Annotated in this window: 17 protein-coding genes; all 17 read right to left on the reverse strand. The window is 26.3% G+C overall.

Features of this window, described 5'->3' with window-relative positions:
• Window positions 1-981: a type I-B CRISPR-associated endonuclease Cas1b gene (cas1b, locus tag ACTG47_RS16000; protein ID WP_479925285.1), complete on the reverse strand. Its 981-nt coding sequence runs from the start codon at window positions 979-981 to the stop codon at window positions 1-3.
• Window positions 982-983: 2 nt separating this feature from the next.
• Window positions 984-1,535 carry a CRISPR-associated protein Cas4 gene (gene cas4, locus ACTG47_RS16005; RefSeq protein ID WP_207713548.1) on the reverse strand — a complete coding sequence of 184 codons (552 nt, stop codon included), beginning with the start codon at window positions 1,533-1,535 and terminating at the stop codon, window positions 984-986.
• 14 nt (window positions 1,536-1,549) lie between these two features.
• On the reverse strand, window positions 1,550-3,871 hold the full coding sequence (gene cas3 / locus ACTG47_RS16010) for a CRISPR-associated helicase Cas3' (protein ID WP_479925286.1): 2,322 nt from the start codon (window positions 3,869-3,871) through the stop codon (window positions 1,550-1,552).
• A gap of 10 nt (window positions 3,872-3,881) precedes the next feature.
• Window positions 3,882-4,583: a type I-B CRISPR-associated protein Cas5b gene (cas5b, locus tag ACTG47_RS16015; RefSeq protein ID WP_479925287.1), complete on the reverse strand. Its 702-nt coding sequence runs from the start codon at window positions 4,581-4,583 to the stop codon at window positions 3,882-3,884.
• Between the two features lies 1 nt (window position 4,584).
• A complete protein-coding gene (cas7i, locus tag ACTG47_RS16020; RefSeq protein ID WP_479925288.1) occupies window positions 4,585-5,499 on the reverse strand; it encodes a type I-B CRISPR-associated protein Cas7/Cst2/DevR in 915 nt (304 codons plus the stop codon).
• Between the two features lies 1 nt (window position 5,500).
• A complete protein-coding gene (cas8a1, locus tag ACTG47_RS16025; RefSeq protein WP_479925289.1) occupies window positions 5,501-7,357 on the reverse strand; it encodes a type I-B CRISPR-associated protein Cas8b1/Cst1 in 1,857 nt (618 codons plus the stop codon).
• Window positions 7,358-7,362: 5 nt separating this feature from the next.
• Window positions 7,363-8,100 carry a CRISPR-associated endoribonuclease Cas6 gene (gene cas6, locus ACTG47_RS16030; RefSeq protein ID WP_479925290.1) on the reverse strand — a complete coding sequence of 246 codons (738 nt, stop codon included), beginning with the start codon at window positions 8,098-8,100 and terminating at the stop codon, window positions 7,363-7,365.
• 77 nt (window positions 8,101-8,177) lie between these two features.
• A complete protein-coding gene (locus tag ACTG47_RS16035) occupies window positions 8,178-9,095 on the reverse strand; it encodes a helix-turn-helix transcriptional regulator (protein ID WP_479925291.1) in 918 nt (305 codons plus the stop codon).
• 268 nt (window positions 9,096-9,363) lie between these two features.
• Window positions 9,364-11,280, reverse strand: coding sequence for an FtsX-like permease family protein (locus ACTG47_RS16040; RefSeq protein ID WP_479925292.1), 1,917 nt, complete (start codon window positions 11,278-11,280; stop codon window positions 9,364-9,366).
• Entirely contained in the window at window positions 11,280-12,026 is a 747-nt protein-coding gene (locus ACTG47_RS16045; protein WP_479925293.1) for an ABC transporter ATP-binding protein, read from the reverse strand. Before ACTG47_RS16045 ends, ACTG47_RS16040 begins: the two co-directional genes overlap by 1 nt.
• Window positions 12,027-12,134: 108 nt before the next feature.
• Window positions 12,135-12,986 (reverse strand): undecaprenyl-diphosphate phosphatase, encoded by an 852-nt coding sequence (locus ACTG47_RS16050; protein ID WP_479925294.1) that lies wholly within the window; start codon window positions 12,984-12,986, stop codon window positions 12,135-12,137.
• Window positions 12,987-13,209: 223 nt separating this feature from the next.
• Window positions 13,210-13,959: an ATP-binding protein gene (locus ACTG47_RS16055; protein WP_479925295.1), complete on the reverse strand. Its 750-nt coding sequence runs from the start codon at window positions 13,957-13,959 to the stop codon at window positions 13,210-13,212.
• A gap of 261 nt (window positions 13,960-14,220) precedes the next feature.
• Window positions 14,221-14,913, reverse strand: coding sequence for a response regulator (locus ACTG47_RS16060; protein WP_479925296.1), 693 nt, complete (start codon window positions 14,911-14,913; stop codon window positions 14,221-14,223).
• Between the two features lie 145 nt (window positions 14,914-15,058).
• Window positions 15,059-16,018, reverse strand: a complete 960-nt coding sequence (locus ACTG47_RS16065) for an NrtA/SsuA/CpmA family ABC transporter substrate-binding protein (protein ID WP_479925297.1) — start codon at window positions 16,016-16,018, stop codon at window positions 15,059-15,061.
• Between the two features lie 32 nt (window positions 16,019-16,050).
• Window positions 16,051-16,929 (reverse strand): ABC transporter ATP-binding protein, encoded by an 879-nt coding sequence (locus ACTG47_RS16070; protein WP_479925298.1) that lies wholly within the window; start codon window positions 16,927-16,929, stop codon window positions 16,051-16,053.
• Window positions 16,922-17,704 (reverse strand): ABC transporter permease, encoded by a 783-nt coding sequence (locus tag ACTG47_RS16075; RefSeq protein ID WP_479925299.1) that lies wholly within the window; start codon window positions 17,702-17,704, stop codon window positions 16,922-16,924. The genes ACTG47_RS16070 and ACTG47_RS16075 overlap by 8 nt, the downstream gene beginning before the upstream one ends.
• Entirely contained in the window at window positions 17,705-18,334 is a 630-nt protein-coding gene (locus ACTG47_RS16080; protein WP_169465277.1) for a hypothetical protein, read from the reverse strand.
• Window positions 18,335-18,673 lie beyond the last annotated feature (339 nt).

Here is an 18,673-nt window from a genome sequence, read left to right on the forward strand (position 1 = left end):
TTACCACCATACCTTTAAAACTTTATACTTTTCATCATTGATAAAATGTTTAATTAATTTATAACATTCTAACCTTATAAACATTCTATATGAAACTTTTCTATTAAGATTTCTATGTTTTATAGTTGTCTGCATCTTATTTTCAAATTCTTGCAGAAATTTCTTCTTTCCTTTTTCACTTAAATAACAAATTTTATCCTGATATTCAAAATCACTCTTATTAATTCTTTTGTTATTAATCAAGCTAAAAATTATTGTGTCAATTATAATTGGCTTGAAAATCTCTGCAATGTCTAAGCTTAAGGAAAATCTCTTTGTCGATGGTTCATGTAAAAAACTTATTGTAGGGTCAAGCTGTGTCTTATATATTTCACTTAAAACATTTGTATACATTATGCTATTTCCAAAAGACATAAGAGCATTTACTGGGTCTTTAGGAGGTCTTTTTTCTCTCTTGTAAAACTCAAAGTCATCTTTCAATATTTGATTAAATGATTTGTAGTATGTTTTTCTTATTCTTCCTTCTTTACCCATAAGTTCTGATATTTCTTTGACATCATTCAAACTATTTAGTTCATCTTTTATAGTATCAATTAAGCTTTCATCAACTTTATAGTATCTCATATTTCTTAAAATATGGTATGCCGCACTTTCCACAAAGGATTTTGCTAAGTATAGTCTTTCATTTTTACCTAAATAGCAAGCTGATTGAGATACTAAACTGAACCCTGATACATTTTTCTTTCTTGGATAATACGTACCTGAATAATATCCATAGTAATTATAAAAATGAAGCATAACTCCATACTGACTTATATAATTTATAAGTTTTGTGTTTAAATCCACTTCCCCATATATATGAATATCATCAACTTGTTCTACTAGTAATATTTTTTTCTCACCTTCTAAATTATAATAGTAAATCGTATTTTCTTTTCTTTTTATACTCCCATTACTTATAATATAATAATCTCTATACATTGTTACTCCTCCTTCACGAAACAAAATTCATAATAAGCACATTTTGTACAATAAGATTTCTTTTCAATTTTGGGAGGAGATAACTTCATGTTTATTTCATTTATATTTATAAGTGTATTTTCAATAATTCTTTCTTTTTCCTCTGTCAATATCAATTCTTCTTGTTTCTTTTCCTTAACATAATTTATAGTTCCTTTTTTCTCTATCCCCATACTATTTTTTAAATAGTATAAGTAATAGTATAACTGCATTTCATCTGCTTCTTTCATCTTTGAACTTATTTTTACTTCTTTTACATACTCGTCCTTTATTATATCTAATTTCAAGATATCATCAATCAACACTTCTTTATTTTTCATTCTTTTATATGACTCTTCATGTACTATCTTTCCAGACAATACTCTATCACTATTTTGTTCCATAGTTATTCCTTTAGAGAATAACCATAGCTTTCTTTTGCACACATAGTAATAATTTATCTTTACACCTTGAACTTTTAATAATTCTAAATCTATTGGCACAAAATCACCTTCTTTAGTAAATTTTAGCCACATTGTTAATATAAAAATCAAATAAATTGGTCTATTTCCTTACCTATAATCACACCTTTGCCAAATATCTGTTTTGTATGCTCATTTTCATGTATATCATATTTATATAAAAGTATCTTTAAATCTTCCAGACCTTTCACCCGTATATCTACTATATTTTGTTTAGCTTTATATATTGGTAAATTTACAGTTTTTTTAATTATCTCCCTTCTTGCTTTTTTTCTCTTAGACTTTATTTCATTTATCAATTGTCTATCATCATTTCTATATGCCTCTGTAAGTTCTTCTCCCAACTCTTCATAATCTTTTATTAAAGTTTTTTCAATTTTGCTATATATATCCTCTGGTATTACTGTATACCCTTCAATATTTCTAAGTATATTTTGTGCCTCGTTAGAGCCTAAACTATATGGTGTTATAGTATCTAAAATATTTAAAGCACTAGTAAATCTTTTTTTAAAGCCTGTACCTTCTAAATTTTCTTCAGAGTATAGCATATTAACCATTTCTACCTTATATTTTTCTTCCATCTTCAAACATTCTTTGCCATTTATAAAAGATTTCAATATCTCAAGTCCTTTTTCTAAAATCTCTTTATCATAAATACTACCTATTCCTGTAGCTTCTTCTGTATATATAAATATATTTGGACTATTTTCTTCATACTCTCGACTTCTATAACATCTACCAAATCTTTGAAATAAGCTATCTAGTGTTGAATTTTCTGTATGAAGTTCATCAAAATCAATATCAAGGGATGCTTCCACTAATTGTGTAGTAATCCAAATACCATTACTATCACTATCTGCAAACTCTTTTATATATTTTTCTAGCTTTGCCCTATCCTCTTGTACATACATAGAATGTAAAAGATTTACATTAATCTCTATTCTTTTTGACTTAACTATATCTTCTATTAATTCATATTTTTCTATAGCACTTTTAACTGTGTTTACTATTACAAGAACCTTTTTATTCATTCCACTTTGTATTACTTTTTCCAGACTTTCATCTATTGAATTTTCTACAATAGACACACAATGTCTTATTTTCTCTGTATTACATATCAAGTCAGCTAAGTTACTATCAATTACACCTCTTTTTTCTAGTTCATCTATATATATCTTTGGCATAGTAGCTGTCATTATCATAAATCTTCCACCTATTTTATGAATCATTTCTATACCTTTTACCAATACAGCTGCTATTTCTGGTGAATATGCTTGTATCTCATCTATTACTACTTTTGAATATGCTAATGTTGAATACACTTTTTCATACCCTCTATACAAAAAAGGAAATTTAAATATTTGGTCTATTGTGGAAAATGTCAGTTTACAAGATAATAACTTTGCTAAATCTACAATCTCATTTGAATTTTCCTGATTACTTTCTTCTAGATAATCTATTGCTGTTGAATGTAACAGACCTAAGAATGTATCATTTGATTCTCCTACTCCAATTATATTTTTTGCTCTATCAAATAACGCATTTATACTTACTCTTAATGGCAGTGTGAAAAATGCCTTATCCTTATCTATCCAAATTAAAGCAGTTTCTGTTTTTCCCATCCCTGTAGATGCAATTAGTATTATATTCTTGTTTCTATTCAATTTAGCAAATGACTGAACTTCTCTTAAACTGCCAAACTCTTTTACTAAATGTTTTTCTGTATATTCGCCTATATTCATATTACTATTGCACTCAACAATCTCATGAGCAGAAGCACTGTGGTCTAATCTATGTAGTATACCTTTTAACATAATATATAGATTATAGTATTTGTGATTTTTATCTATTCTTTTTATTACACTTTGTATATACACTTTACTTAATTTTTCGGTTCTTATTGGATATCTAACTTTAAATTCATGTTGTAATTCATAAACTTTATTTATTAAATCCTCATCTAATATTTTTTGTATTAAAACTTTAAAATCTTTATCTATAAATATATCTCTTTCATGATGATATACAATAACTTGATTTAATACTGCTCTCAGTTCTCTATCCTTTTCCTTGTCTACATAACTATAATCAATAAATGCAGGAGAAAGATAATTATGACCTACATTATTTTCTAGATGAGTTACTATCTTAGGTTCATTTGTTTCAATATCTATATTACTTCTTATTAGTTTTTGAAATGGAGAAAATGATTTTCCAATATCATGAAATTCTATAACAAAATCAAGTAATTGCCAAAACCTCTCTTCCTCCAAAAAATTTAGTCTATTTATATTTGTTCCATAGCATTCTCTTAGCACATTCATTTGTTTTAAAAGCTCATCAGTATGTTCCCTCAGTGTTTCTACTGGATTAGATTTAGCATATATCATACTCATCCACCTAACTTATATTATTAAAATATAGTAAATCCATCTCATTATCTAAAAATATCTCTCCAACTGTTAAAGTATTTCCATCCTCTACATAATAACTATCTACCTTATTCCAAACTCTTTTCTTGTCTTTATTAGAATCATTCTTATAATAACTATTGAGTCTATAACTTATACCACTTATATCTGTATCTTCTAAACTTGACTTTGGTATATATATAGGTATTCTTATATTATATTCTGATAACATATAATTTTCATAATCATCTAATTGCATATCAGAGTCTACTTCAAACTTATTAACTTCTACAAATCTAATATCATTAACTCTTACTAAATCTTCTTTTCTTCCTAATGATAAATGTTCATTACAATTAAATAAATTATCATATAATTTTTTTAATAATTCAAAATCTCCTCCTATATGAATTATTAAGTTTACATTTAACAACATATGACTATTCATTGGCATAGATGTAATACTATCCTTTTTATAAAAATATGTTGTCTGATAATTATTAAATATACTTTCATATGTTCCTTGTACACTTATATTAAATGGTATATACTCTGTAGCATTTAATATTTTGTGAATTAATCCATTTACTGTAGAATATGGTGGTAGTGGATAAGTTTCTGTAATTTTCATAGCAAATGGTTTTTTATAGCATGCAGTTTCTTGAAATAAATCTAATTTCAATACTTTCATATTAATTCACCTCATAATATTCCTTTACTTCTTTAACTAATTGTCCAAAAAATTTATCTACACTTAAAAATTTATCTTCAAATAACTCTTTAAACTCTTCTTTATTTGTAAATGTTCCATCTACCATTCCAACATAAGTAAATTCTTTTAGACCCTTTCCTAAAAAAGTACCTTGAACTACTTCTTCTATTGCTGACTTATTTACTTTAAATCCATTTTTATCTCCTTTTAATTTTATTCTTCCTAAGAAAAATGGATTTGCTATTTCATACACTCCTCCTACTACAAACAGAGGAGATAAATTTTCTTGTCTACCTCTAATATTTCTATTTAATACTTTTATTATTTCTAAAAATTCTACTACTCGTTTACATTTATCTTTATTATCAAGTTCTATATCTCCATCTTTACCTATTTTAGATAAATCTATAGTCACTGTATATGTATAATAGCTTAAATGTTGTTCTATGTTTGCAAGATTAGGGTGTTCTCCTATTCTATCTGCTAATCCTTTATTATTTAAAAAGTCCATATCACTTCTATATGGCTCAAGAGAAATTGCATTACTTAATCTTACAGTAGCTTCTCTGGTCAATGAACCTCCTTTTTTATCTTTCTCATCTTTTTTATTTGTTTTCATATATCCAAATAAATCCATTTCTTCTGATTCTCTTATACTTATGTTATCTTTAAATTGAACTGTACCTTTTCCTTTATCAACAACTTGTAAATTCCAATTAAATAACTCTGAGGCTAATCGTACTATATCATATCTTAAACATTGACGAGATGCAAATGTGTAGAGATTTCCATCTCCTCTACTTAGTTTTTTTAATTCGGATATATTTGTTATTCCTTCACCATAGTTCAAACTTTGAGCTTGTGTTATTATTGTAAATGTTAATCCTCTTTTCATATTATTTTTCCTCCTTATTAGTTATTCTTCTATTTTTTCTATCATATTTTTCTGACATTAGTCCCATTGTAAATGCGTATCCTATGGATTCAAAATCTAAATCCTCCTCACTAAGCATCTGTAAAAACGCTTCTGGTGGAGTTTTTTCACATGGTGAAAAAATTCTTAAAATTGTTTGAAAAAAATCATTCTTATTGCCAACCTTAATCAAATTTAAAAGCCTATATGTTATTCCTTCTATTTTATTTTTAGCATTCTTATCAATATAATAATCATGTATTTCACAACCTGATTCATAAACTTCTCTTAATGTTTTATATTCCATTTTATATACTCCTCTCTTATAGTTATTTACTATTGTTCTTAATTGAACCAGTTTAAAGCAATCTGCTCCTGATATATTTGATTTATTGCTACCTTCCATATCATTTTTAACTTTATTTCTTAATGTATTATTAATTAAATGCTTCAAATCCCTATTTTTCAAAAGGAAATCTAATATATTTGCTTTAAGTTTATAATCATATATACTCTGTATTTTTTTATTTGTCTCCTTGTTTGTAAAGACTTTTGCCAAATAAGTAGGAATATTAAAATAATTTATCTTACACTTTTTAGAATCTATACTTGCTTTAAATTCTACAAAAAGTATATTACGAAGCTGCCATTCACTTTTTAATTTATTTTCTTCTACTATACTTTTTATAAGTTTATTAAAAGGAGTCTCATCTTGAAAACTTGAAGACTCATCTTTCTGAATTTTCAAATTGTTGTTTCTTTCAAAAAGCTCATTTATAGAAGTATCCATATTAACAAATAAATAAAACTCATTTTCTTCATTAGACAGATAATTTTTTCTTGTATAAGTAGCTCCTGCTGGTGTACAGAACAATATTAGTTTACAAACATCACATATTGATGTTGTATATTCCTGATTCCAAAACATATTTCTAGCATTATTAGTACTTACTCCAAGTGGGGCAAAATTACTTTCTGAGTATTCATCTAATATCCCTTTATATGAGCCACACATTTCACAGACTTCTAAACTATCCATATACAATCTTATATCTTCAATACTCTTATTTTTCTTTATAAATTTATTGTTTATTTCCTTCATAATTTTTTCTATAGTATTTATACTAGACTTACTGACCTTTTTTTCATTTACATCTTTAGATATACTATCTAATCTATCATTTAAATAGATTTTTAATTTATCATAGTCATTCTCTTCTAATAAATCTTCTAATTCTCCTAAATATATGATTTGTCTTAAATAGTCATTAAACATTACTTGTTTTAATCCATCTAAATCTAATTTAGCCTTAGCAACATTAAAAAAACTAACTTGTCCAAAATAATTATCTTGAACTACATATTTATAAAGATTGGCTGTAAGTCTGTCATTTATTGATTTTAGTTTAAATATATCAATAATATCATCAATTAAGGTTTCTAATAAATTAAATTCATCATAACTTTTTATCTTAGAAATAATATCTAGCTTTTCTTTTATCAAGTTAGAATTATCTTCATCAAATTTTTTAACCTTATCATTTTGTTGTTTTATATTATCTTTAATTTTCTTAATTCCATCTTTGATTTTATCAGGCTTAGATTTAATAAAATTTATACTGTAATCAACACTCTTTCTAATCCTTTTTGATACATCATATTCCTCCATGAAGTAATCAAAATAATACTCATGAAAGTTTTCAAGAAAGGAACTATCAAATTCAATATAGTCTTCCATAATAAATATTTCTGATTTCTTGTCTGCTTTTTTTATTATGTTTAAAAATCCAACTATACCCATATTAAAAAACCAGTCTCCTCTATAAACCCTTAACTTCATTTATCTCACCTCCATTCTAAAATATCTACATCTCCAAATCCCTGTGCTCGTCTAAAACCTATTCCTAGGTTGTAGATAAGATTTAAGTCATCAATATCACCTTTTAATATAAACTTACCTTTGTAACCATTAACATATTGATACTCTTTGCCTGTTATTTTTTTAAATTCTCTTAAACTTTCTTTCACTACTATCTTTTTAAGACCTACATTTTCAAACTCTAACTTTCTTTTTAATCCATGCCCCCTATAGTTTTTGATAACTTCATTAGTTATATAGTTTAACTCTTCTATATATCCATCATCATCTATCTCCAAGAATTTTCCTTCTTTAGATTTTATGCAAATTGGAGATAGTGCATTAAATAGTACCATCCCTTTTGTTACCTTCTTTTCTCTTGATAAGTCTATTCTAATCCTTGTAAGTTCATATTCTTTATATAAGCACTTTTTAGAAACCATTAATCCATTATACATATGAAAACCTAATTCTAAATCTGGAGTACTTATATTTAATATTACTTTATCTTTAATAATAAAATTATCGCCTTCAATACTATATTTTTTTATATAAACTGAAAATGTGAAGTTTTTAGTTTTTTTATTATTTTTTTCATTATAATAGTACATATTTTTATAATAATCTTCATTAGACTTTCTTATAGCTTCTTTTATAATACTCATAAAAAGTGAATTATAAGATATTGGTATACACTCTGTACTAAATTCAATTTTCATTTTCATAATATCACCTCTCTCAACTAATATATTAACACTAGACCGTGAAGTATATCTGTCTGAATATAAATTATTTGAAAAAATCAGTAAATTTTCTTCATTTTTTCAATTTCTGACAATATATCATCTCTAAATCTAATAGGTTCTATAACTTCAACACAAGCTCCCATACTCAAAATCCAACTTTTTATCTCTTCATAACCTCTCATTTTAGCTTTAAATAGTATAGAATTATTGTCATACTCTATAATCTTTTGATTATTAACCCAAACTTTCTCCTTTATAATTGTTGAAAATGGATGGCTAATTTTTATAACAACATTAATTTCTTCTCCCTTATAAATGCCTATACTATTTTTACTGTATTCATCCCAATTAAAACTTTTATCTACACTATATTTTTCTTCTAAAACCTTATAACTTTTAATTCTACACAATTTAAAATCTATAAACTTAATCCTTTTTTCACAAAAAGCTACCATATAGGTATCTGATTTATAATTAAATAAACCGTATGGATGAACAATTCTTTCGCTACTGCCTGAATTTAATGAATAATATTCTATCCAAAGCTTACGTTTTGTGGTATATGCTCTAGTTATTTCATTACATTTATTTTTTTCAAACTCATAATTATAATTGCGTTGTGCTTGTACTGTGAAATAATCCATATATGTATCTCTTTTTTCTCCTGTATTTAATACTGCTTTTATTTTTTCTACAATACTATTAAATTCATTTTTGTAAATATCATTATTATACTCTAGTTGTGAATTTATCATATCTAGAATTGAAACTTCACTATCTAATAATTTAATTAATGAGATACTATTACATTTGTCTATTTCATATCCACCATAAATTCCAGGTGTTGAATTTATAAATATACCTGCTTGTTCTAAATATTCCTTATAACTTTTTATTTGCCTTTCACTTACTTCCAACTCTTCTGCTAGCTCTTTACACTTCATTCTTCCTCTACTTTGAATTAATATCATCATTCTTATTGTATTAGCTAATTTACTAATGAATAACACCTCCTAATAATATTAATTAATATCTTGTATTGTTTATTTCTACACATATATACATATAACCTCCTTATGTTTTATATAAGTAGAATATTTTACTATATTAGATGCTTATTATGACATATTAGTATATAATCTTAATAATTAATACAATAAAAAATATTACTGAAAAAATAAATATTTATAATTCCAGTAATATTAATTAATTTTAAATACTTTTATTAGTTAATAAACTACTCTAAAAATTAACTAAATTTAACCTTATCTCTTTTAAATAATTATTTCTCACAATTAAGAAATACACTATTTGAACTAAAAACAGACTTCCCATTACCAAAACTGCTGAAGATGCTACCTCTATATCAAAAGAATTCCTCAGTGCAGTAAGTGCAAATATAGAATGTATAACTGCCACTACATAAGGCAACAAAAACACAATTCCAATCTCAATAGTTGAAGCTTTTTTAATCTCATTATATGTCATTCCCAATTTATTTAACTGCTCATACTTTTTCTTGTCAACTTGACAATCCATATAAAACTTATTATATAAAAAGCTACTTGTAGTAACAAAGAAAATCATACCTATAAATATTGCCAAAAACATAAATGTAGAATATGTTAATTTACCAGTTTCTATCATTAATTCTTTAGAGAAAAATAAATATGGTTGCATTCCAGACTCATCATTAAATTTATTCTCAAATTGCCTACATATATCTGTGGTTTTACTTGAATTAGCTACTTCAAATGCAGTAAATCTATCTACTATAAATTTTGATTTTATACTATCATAAAAATTATCCTTTACCACATACATATTATCATAATAGGCTGGCATAACACACTCTTCTACTTGTTTTGATACCTTTAGACTTTTATTCCCTACAACAACATTTTCTTTAACTTTCTTATCTCCTGGTAAGTCTGATGAAAGCAATGATATAGATTCATTATCTTCAAAACTTATAGGCTTAACTCCTATAATCTTTGTAATTTCCAAATACTTAGATTCTTTCATAATTCTCACATTAAAATCGCTTTTCTTAGGAAATACAGTTTTAAATTCTCCATTAATTCTTGTATAATCTATATTTTCTTTTCTTAACTTACTTTCTATAAATCTCATTCTTTCCTCATCTTTTTCTTTACTATCAGGCTTGCTAGTATCATTATGCAAAGTCATTGTTGAATAATACATTGTGTTAGGATATATTAAATTAATTTGACGCTTTACATCTTTCCAAAATGAATAAACTGTTCCTATAGCAGTAAATGCTACTGCAGAAGTGATAGCTATCAAAAAGAATATCCTAGCATTATCCTTTACTTTGTAAATTAAATTTGAAATCCAAAGCATATTTGTATTTTTTCTATAAAATTTCTTATTTAATTTTAGCTTTTTTAGAAAAAACACACTAAATTGAGAAAAAAATAAATAGGTTGCTAATATAGTAAGAGATGTAACTGGAACTAAGCGTAGATATGTTGTATATTGGTCAGTTGATGTAATAGCATTATAATATGCTATTACAAACAGACAAATACTTAATATAACAAATACTAGTGATGTTTTAGGCTCTGGTTTTGGAGTTTTTGTACCTTTAAGCAATCTCAATACTTGATTTTCCTTAACTATAAAAGAAGTAAATACTGATGTTAATATAGCCAAAACTATAAAGTAAATTAACGTAGATAATATTGCATTTATTGGTATATAGAACTTTAATGGTGATAATTCTAAAAAGGTAGACATAATCACTAAAAATATCTTTGCAAAGACTAAACCTATTATTATTCCAATTACAGAAGATGCTATATTTATTATTATATTTTCTATAAAAATCAACTTCATTACCTGTCGCTTTGATATACCTGTAATGTAAAGTATTCCAAATTCTTTATATCTACTTTTAAGAAATATACTCACTGAGTAAAACACAAAGAAGAATAAAAATAAATATGCAATTATTTTACTCATCTTAAGTCCCTCTTTTAGATAATCAGGAAATTGAGATATCTCTAAATCTGGATGACTCGTAAACATAATAAAAGAAAATAGTAGTGCAGAGGATATAACAATACTTGCTAAATACCCTAAATAGGCTTTAATATTTCTTGAAATATTGTTGATTGCAAATTGTTTTATATTCATTAATTATCGCCCCCCAATAATGTAAGTACATCCATTATCTCTTGATAAAACTGCTCTCTACTGCTCCCTTTATATATTTCATTATATATGGCTCCATCTTTTATAAATAAAATCCTACTACAGTAGCTTGCAGCCAATGGGTCATGGGTCACCATCATAGTAGTAACCTTATTTTCTCTATTTATATTCTCAAATAACTCCATTACAATCTTTGACGACTTCGAATCTAAATTACCAGTTGGTTCATCAGCTAAAAGTATTGATGGTCTGTTTATTAATGCTCTAGCAATAGCAGTTCGCTGAGCTTGACCACCTGATACTTCAAAGGTTCTTTTTTCTAATAAATCTTTTATTCCTAAGATTCCAGATACTTCATCTAATCTATTATTTTGTTCTCTTACACTAACCCTATCTAATGTCAATGGCAATACTATATTTTCACCTATAGTTAAAGTATCTAATAAATTAAAATCCTGAAATACAAAACCTAACTCTATTCTTCTAAATAATGCAAGTTCTTCACCTTTTAATAATAGGGGATTCTTACCTTTTAGCTCTATAGTCCCTGTAGTGGGTTTATCAATAGTAGAAATCATATTTAAAAGAGTAGTTTTACCACTACCAGATGGCCCCATAATTCCTACAAATTCTCCATCTTCTATACTGAAATTTATATCATTTAATGCATTAAAAATTATTTTCTTACCATATACTTTACTTAAATTATTTACAGTTAAAATTTTCATTATTAACTATCCTCTCTAATCTAATTTTTGAAATAACATATATATTTATTTGTTAATTATTATTTATATTGGTTAGCTAATTTTCGTAAATAATAAATATATTTTAATCTATACACTAATTATATTTGTAAAAGCTAATATAGCAAGTAATATCCCCATAAGTATCCTATATATAGCAAATACGCTCATTGATTTTTTCTTTAGGAAATTAACGAATTTTTCCATAACCACGATTGATACAATAAAAGCTACTATAAATCCGACTATCAAGGCAATCCACAATGTTGGTGTCATTATTGAATAATCAAATTCAAATAAATCCTTTCCTGATGAAGCTACCATAGCTGGTACAGCTAAAAAGAAAGAGAATTCAGCTGCTATAGGAGAATTAAGTCCTGCTATCCATCCACCCATAATAGTAGATGCACTTCTTGACATACCTGGCCATGCAGATAAAACTTGTAAAACTCCAACCTTTAATGCTTGTATTGGTGTGATTTTGTCTATATTGTCAGTAGAATGTTTCTTTTTTCTAAATAAAGTCTCTACCACTAGTAATAAAATCCCACCTACTATAAATCCTATAATTACAGATTGTAAATTAAACAAGGATTTTATATTGTCATAAAATAGAACTCCCACAATAGCAAATGGAATACATGCTATAATTACATTCATTCCAAATTTAAAGCCAGTCTTTCCTTCTTTTCCACCAGTAAATATAAACTTAAAAAATTCTATAACACTATCTTTTATTTTTTTCCAATAAAGTACTACTACTGCTAATATTGCTCCAAGTTGTATTACAACCTCAAACATTTCAGCAAATTGTCCTTTAAAATCTATCAAGCTACCAACCAATATCATATGACCAGTAGATGAAACTGGGATAAATTCCGTAAGCCCCTCTACTATAGCTATCATAACTGATTTTAATATAAAAATAATATCTAAGCTCATCAATAAACATCCTTTCCTTTTTGCAAAATTTATTTTTTATGTTATTTCTTATACTAATTGTAATTTAGATTAGAAAATTTAACTATCTACAAACATTACACAAACCTTACAGCTATGTAAGGTTTGCAAGTAAACTCTATTAAAATTTGATTTTTTAACTGTAATTATCTCATTCAACAAGTGATATATAAATCAATAAAAAACATAATCAATTAAAAATTTATTATAGTAGATTATTCATATTATCTTTATTAAACATTATTGAAACTTCTGTACCCTTTCCTACTTCTGATTTTATACTAACTTTATGCCCTAAATCATCACATACTTTTTTTACTAGATAGAGTCCCATACCTGTAGACTCCCCAAACTTACGACCATTTTCCCCTGTAAAAAACGGGTCAAATACTCTTTTTATGTCTTTAGAAACAATACCAACTCCCTCGTCTATTATACTTAGAATCACATAATTATTATTTTCTTCAGACCTTATAGTTAAGTAGTTGCTATAACCCTTAGAGTATTTCACACCATTTGTAATCAATTGGCTTATTATAAATTTCATCCATTTTATATCTGTATAAACATAAGTAAATTTGTCTATTTTTATCTTCGGAATAACTTCACTTTTTATAAACAATCTCTTTTCTTCATTTACAATACTAACTACAATTTCATTCAATCTAGCTTTTTCAACCACAAAATCTTTTTGGAAATTATCTGCCCTTGCAAAGTGCATCGCCATATTTAGACCTTTATTTAATCTGTCTAGCTCTTCTCTTATATTTTCTGTTACTTCTTCTCCCTCATATTCTTGAAGTTGAAGACTTATAACTGATATTGGTGTTTTCATCTGGTGAATCCACTGGTTGATGAAAGTTAAATGCTCACTATGTACTTTTTTATGTTCTTGTATCATTGATTGATATAACTTATGTTGTTGTTTTAAAATAGCTGATATATTTCTTCCCAAGAAGGAATTCCCTAAATACAAGAATGATTCATCCAAAGATTTTATGCCTTTCTTGAACAGAGTATATACTTCTCTATGCTTATAGTACTTATATATTAAAAAACACACTAATATAAAAGAGCTAAACAAAAGAATATATAAACTCTCTCCAAAATTGATAAATTTCATAAGATTACAATAAATAATTGTCATAAATATCCCTATATAATATATAAAAATATAACCCTTACAATCTCTAAAAAATAATTTCATATTTTCTCCTTACCAATTTTTATTTAATTTATATCCTAATCCTCGTACAGTCTGAATAGCATTATCTATACCTAATTCCTCAAATCTTTTTCTTATTCTGCTAACATTTACATTTAGAGTATTTTCTTCTACAAACTCAATATCGTCCCATATCTTTTCTAACAGATAATCTCTACTTACAACTTTTGGGTATTTTCTAATGAGACATTCAATCAATATCCCTTCTTTCTTAGTAATAATTAGAACCTTTCCACCTAATTCTAGTTCCAATCTTTCTGGATAAAACTTCAATCCATTTAATTCAACTATTCTTTCATCTATTTTAGGTGAATATTCACCATATACCCTTCTTATATGACTCTTTATCTTTGCCATTACTACATCATAATAAAAAGGTTTTGTTATATAATCATCTGCTCCACTTTCTAAAGCTCTAATCTGGTCTACATTTCCATCTCTAGCTGATATAAAAATTATAGGTAAATTGGACTGTTGTCTAATACATCTACACCAGTAAAAACCATCAAATTTAGGTAAATTTACATCTAATAACACTAAATCTGGCTTAAATGTTTCAAATGCAATCATTATATTGTCAAAGTTTTCTTCAACAATCACTTCAAATCCATATTTTTCAATATAATCCTTAAGTAATGTACTTATTGATATATCATCTTCCACAAGATATATTTTATAACTCATAGGTTCCTCCCAATATCTATTTTAAGATTAACTAACCCTACTAAAAATAAATATAATTATTAATATAAAATAGAAAAAGTTACCTTAATTAAGGTAACTTAAACTTTTATTATAGTTTCTATTTAATATTATTTTAGCACAATTTCTACTTAGTAGCGTATATTAATTCTTTTATATCTACTTTTTTCTCTTGTAGTCCATTTTTTATTAAGAAATTTTGTGTGTCTTCAAGTGAAGATATGTCTTTGTCTGTTATATCTAAACTAAAATCATACCAAGCGTATAACTCTTTAGTTTCTTCAACACTTAAATCAACCTCTTTAGCTACTTTTTCTATAGCTTCATCAAAATTATTATTTACATATTCTAAAGTTTCTTTTTCAACCTTCATAAATCTTTCAACTATCTCTGGATGTTTATTTGCAAAATCTGTACTAACAGCGGTTACTATTATACCATCTACTAAACCTTCACCATTTGCTACAAGTTTACTTCCAGACTTCATAGCTTTAAGAGCTGCTGGTCCAGCAATCAATGCAGCATCAACACTACCATCAGCAAGAGCTGCTGATGCTTCTGGAATACCCATGTTAATAAACTCTACATCATCCATACTTAATCCTTCTTTATCAAGAGCTGCAATTAATACTTGATGTAGTATAGTTCCCTTTGGTCCCGCTACCTTCTTACCAGCTAAATCTGCTGCTGATTTTATTGAACCATCGTTAGTTAAAATCATAAATCCTTTTGGTGACCTACTATAAGTATTTAGTATTTTTAATTCTACTCCGTTAGACGCAGCTATCAAAGCTGATGTACCACCTAGTGCATGTAAAAAGTCTATTTCTCCAGCAGCTAAGGCCTGTGTCTGTTCTGGTCCTGTAGTAATTTCGTGGAAATTAACTTTTATATTATCCTTTTTAAATTCCTTTCCAAATAAATCATCCTGTTTTTGAATTATAGAAGGAACATTTAATGGTGATTTTACATAAGTTAAATTTATTTCTGAAAGTTTTTCTACATCATCTTTTTTAGCACATCCAGCTAATGATGTTGTTGCAAGTGTTAATATCGTTATACCTACTAATAGTTTTTTTAATTTCATTTATTTTACTCCTTAAAATATTATTAATTTCTTTAAATGCCTTTATTTGATTTCATTGTCATTAAAATATCTTTTTTTAATTTAATATAATAGTCTGAAGTCAAATCTCTATTATAATCATCTTCTATATTAAATTCTTTTATTTTTCTTTTGTCTGTAAAAACAACTATTTTTTTGCCTATCTTTAATGCTTCATCGATATCATGAGTTACAAATATTACACCTTTATTAGTTGATTTATGTATTCTTATAACTTCGTTTTGCATATCAATCCTTGTAAAATAATCTAATGCCGAAAAAGGCTCGTCCATAAACAACATATCTGGATTGAAAGAAAGAGCTCTGGCTATACTCACTCTCTGTGCCATACCTCCTGATAATTCATTTGGATAAGAGTTTTTAAATTTCTGTAAGTTCATCATCTTAAGATATTTTTCTACATCAATATAATTTTTCTTATTAGGTCTATTAGGGTTATTTAAATTATCATTAGTTTCTAAATCTATGGAATCATCACTTGTACTTTTATTAGCAATACTTTTCTGATGTTTAAATTTGCCAAGTACTTTACTTAAAATGGTGTTTTTTCTTTGGTTATGAAAAGCTATATTTTCACTTACATTTAACCAAGGCATCAATCTACTCTCTTGAAATACAAATCCTACATTAGGTTTATGCTCCTTATTATCTTTAATAAATCTAATCTCGCCACCATTTATATTTTCAAGAGATGCAATTGCTCTAAGTAATGTGGTCTTTCCACATCCACTTTCACCTAAAATTACAGTTATATGATTTTTATCTATATTTAAAGAAATATCACTAAGAACTATGTGCTCTTTATTGTCAACTTCATAACTTTTAGATAGATTTCTGATTATATAACCAGAATCACATACTAAATTATTCATATGCTTCCACCATCTTTCCCTTGCTTACCTTTTTAACAATAATTGAAAATATATAATCCGTAATTATTCCTAAAAGTCCAATTACGATTATACCTACAATGACAACATCTGTCCTAGACATTTCCTTTCCATCAGATATCAAGTAACCAAGACCTGATGAAGCTGCTACAAGCTCTGCTCCAATAATAGCTCTAAAACTATATCCAAGAGCCAACTTTAGTCCAACTGCAATATCAAGAATGGCATTAGGTATAATTATTTTAAATATTATCTGAAGTTTTGAAAACTCAAATACTCTACCTACTTCAATCAGTTTTGAGTCACAATTCCTAATCCCCTTCAATGTGCTTGTAAAGATTGGAAAAAAAGAAGCCAAAACTATAATTATAATTTTTGATTCTTCTCCTATACCAAACCATAGTATAAGCATTGGTATTAAAGCAAGTGGAGGTGTATTTCTTAAAAAATTTATTAGTGATTTAAAATATTCATATACTCCACTATAAATTCCAAAGAATATTCCTAAGGGTACACCTATCGCAGTACTTATTGCAAATCCTATCAAAACTCTTTTCATACTTGCATATACATTAATAAATATTGAACCATCACTTATCATGTTTAAAAATGTACTATACACCTTTTCAGGTGATGGTAATATATAATCACTCCAAATACCAAGATAATTAGTAATTTTCCATAATAAAAGAATTATAAAAAATATCAAAACACTTTTTACTAGACTTAAAAACTTATTATTAAATTTATTGACCATTTACAAACCATCTCCATTATTACATCCATCTTTACAATAAAACATTTCTACTATATCATACTTATCTTCAGAATTATTTCTTATATTTTGTATTTCACTTAAGATTTCTTCTTCACTTGATACTTCAAGAACTTTTTCAAAAGAATCTTTGAAATATCCTAATGGAATTGGAGATTCGTCTATCTTTCCAAGTGATTTTATACCTTCTTTTTCAGCAAATTCTTTCCATGTATAAAATATAGCATTACTCTTATCCTTAAATTTTTCACTTGCAAAATCCCTTAATTGTGTACATGGACAGGTTACTATCAACATATCCTCTTCACTTTTGATATATTTATCATATAAAACCCTACAAGTTCTTACCAGTATTGGTTCTATCATAGGTACCTCAAAACTATCTATCAAATTATTTCTTTTTAAAAGATTTATACTTTCTGGACATCTGCAATCTAACATTGTATTTTCAGTCTTTTTTGCATACTCTTTGTACTGCTTCTTTACATATTCCAATTGTGGCTCACATTCTGCCATTATGTACCCCTTTTTTATCAAATTTTCTTTGACAAGTTGAAACTTTTCCCCATACATTCTTTCTGCCACTGGATTTATTAGAAGATATTTATTCATAGCTCCTCCTATTATTTAATATTGAATATTATTATCAATTACTAGTTTAAATGAGCACTTAAATTTTGTCAATATATTAAATTTTTCTTAATAAAATAATCTTTATCTACATTTTTTTGCTATTTAAATTAAAATATTAAATAGTATATTCAATTTATTTTAAATAATAATATACACATATTGCTAGTAACCTATTTATATAATAATCTATAAATATTATATAATGATATGTACATAATTAGTATTAATATTTGATAATAATATCAATAAAAGTAGAAATATTTGGAAGTATTATAAGAAATTAAATCGAATATTGAAACTAAAATAAAAAGGTGAAGT

This window comes from Clostridioides sp. LIBA-6622 (assembly GCF_056716095.1).